We start from the raw sequence: 2,098 nt of genomic DNA on the forward strand, positions 1-2,098 counted from the left end.
CCGAGTAGCGACGCGTCGTCGGCTTCCCATTCGCCAGTTCCTTCGGCATAACCCCATCCTCGTTTCCAAGGTCAGGAGTCTCCAACAAACTCAGGGCGCTTCAGCTCAACTCCGCAGGCAAGGCAAGGAACGGGACAACTTAGTGGGACGGAACGCGTCCCACTAAGTTGTCCCACCGCAGGTCAGAGGCCCTGTCGCTCGGACAAGCCGAGCGGGAACCTACAAGGAGGGGCTCGCCGGGCCGGGAAGGTCTGACCTGGACGGGATATCCGGAACTGGCCGAGCAATTGCGCGGCCATGTCTGGCCTTCCCGGCCATCTGCAGGTTTCCCGGCCAGACCCCTGCCCTTCGAGACGTCGGCCGCAGGGCGGCCTCCTCCTCAGGACCCGGAGGCCGCCCCGCGCCGCCGGGACACCTACCGACCCGGCTGACGGCCCCGCGACGCGGCGACGGCCGCTACCGATCCGGTCCCGCAGAAGGCGTCGACGAAGCGGCCATCACCCGGATCACCAGCAAGGTCGAGGATGGCGTCCGCCACTCGCGCCTTGTTTCCGATGTAGCGAACTCCACTGCTCCTCCTTTGAGCCTCCGCTCCAGCGGACGCTGCGATTCAACAATGACTTCAACCTATCGGTCTGATCCGACAGGGCCTGAAGCACGCGCGGAGCAGCGCTCGTTGTTGGACTTGGCTCTGACCAGCCGCCTCCTCCTGAGCATGTGGCCGTAGGTCTGGTCGCAACGGATCACGAGCCGCGAGGCGCGCCGTGGGAACTCCCGTCACCCTAATGTCGGCCAGTTCCGTCCAGGGTTGGACCGCGCGCAGAGGATTCTGTGCACGGTCCGTGCACGGTAGAGCGGCGACAGACCTGTGACCTGCGGAAACACCCTCGTTTAGAAGTACCAGGGGAACGGCGACCAGTCGGGCTCGCGCTTCTCGAGGAACTGATCGCGCCCCTCGACGGCCTCGTCCGTCATGTACGCGAGGCGCGTCGCCTCACCGGCGAACACCTGCTGGCCCATGAGCCCGTCGTCAGTGAGGTTGAACGCGAACTTCAGCATGCGCTGGGCCTGCGGCGACTTCGCCATGATCTCCCGCGCCACCTGCAGGGCTTCGCTCTCCAACTCGGCATGCGGGCAGACGAAGTTGACCGCGCCCATACGGTGCATGTCGTCGGCGGTGTAGGTGCGGCCGAGGAAGAAGATCTCCCGCGCGAACTTCTGCCCGACCATCTTCGCGAGGTACGCCGAACCGTAGCCGGCGTCGAACGAGCCGACGTCGGCGTCGGTCTGCTTGAAGCGCGCGTGTTCGCGGGAGGCCATCGTCATGTCGCACACGACGTGGAGGCTGTGGCCGCCGCCTGCGGCCCAGCCGGGCACGAGGCAGATGACGATCTTCGGCATCGTACGGATGAGTCGCTGCACCTCGAGGATGTGCAGGCGCCCGCCCTCGGCCTTGACGCGCAGCTCGTCGACGCCGCTCGCGGAGTCGTCACCCGTCGGGTCGGCCGCGTACTGGTAGCCGGAGCGGCCACGGATGCGCTGGTCGCCGCCCGAGCAGAACGCCCACTTGCCCGCGCTGCCGGTGCCTTCGGGCCCGGGGCCGTTGCCGGTGAGCAGGACGACGCCGACGTCCGGCGTGCGGCGTGCGTGATCGAGCACGCGATACAACTCGTCGACGGTGTGCGGACGAAAGGCGTTGAGCACCTCGGGACGATCGAACGCCACACGCACACAACCGAGTTCGCGACTGCGGTGGTACGTGATATCCGTGAGATCCTCGAACCCCTCGACGGCGGTCCACGCGCTCGGGTCGAAGGGGTTCTCGGACTGCCGGACGGCTTCGTCAGGGGTGGTCTCACTCATGCCGCCAGTCTAGGACGCGGCGGTGACGACCCCATCGTGCCCTAGAGGAACGACGGTGGCGGCCCCGCAGCCCCGTGCACCCCTGCGATTTTCGTCCCCCGGAAGCTGTCAACCTGATTGGAGTCACGTGGGGTTGAGTTGGGTGATTTCGGGTGTTGTGGCGGCGATGGGGCGCCGGCCTCGGTAGCGTTCGGGGTTCGCGGCGTACTGCGCATCCAGGACGGCTTGGCGTTCG

Annotated in this window: 1 protein-coding gene; it reads right to left on the reverse strand. The window is 66.9% G+C overall.

The window, feature by feature from the left end; translation table 11 throughout:
• Positions 1-891: 891 nt before the first annotated feature.
• Positions 892-1,863: a 1,4-dihydroxy-2-naphthoyl-CoA synthase gene (locus J4Z35_RS14235; protein ID WP_208065687.1), complete on the reverse strand. Its 972-nt coding sequence runs from the start codon at positions 1,861-1,863 to the stop codon at positions 892-894.
• Positions 1,864-2,098 lie beyond the last annotated feature (235 nt).

This window comes from Dermacoccus sp. NHGro5 (assembly GCF_017565385.1).
GTDB classification, from domain to species: domain Bacteria; phylum Actinomycetota; class Actinomycetes; order Actinomycetales; family Dermatophilaceae; genus Dermacoccus; species Dermacoccus nishinomiyaensis.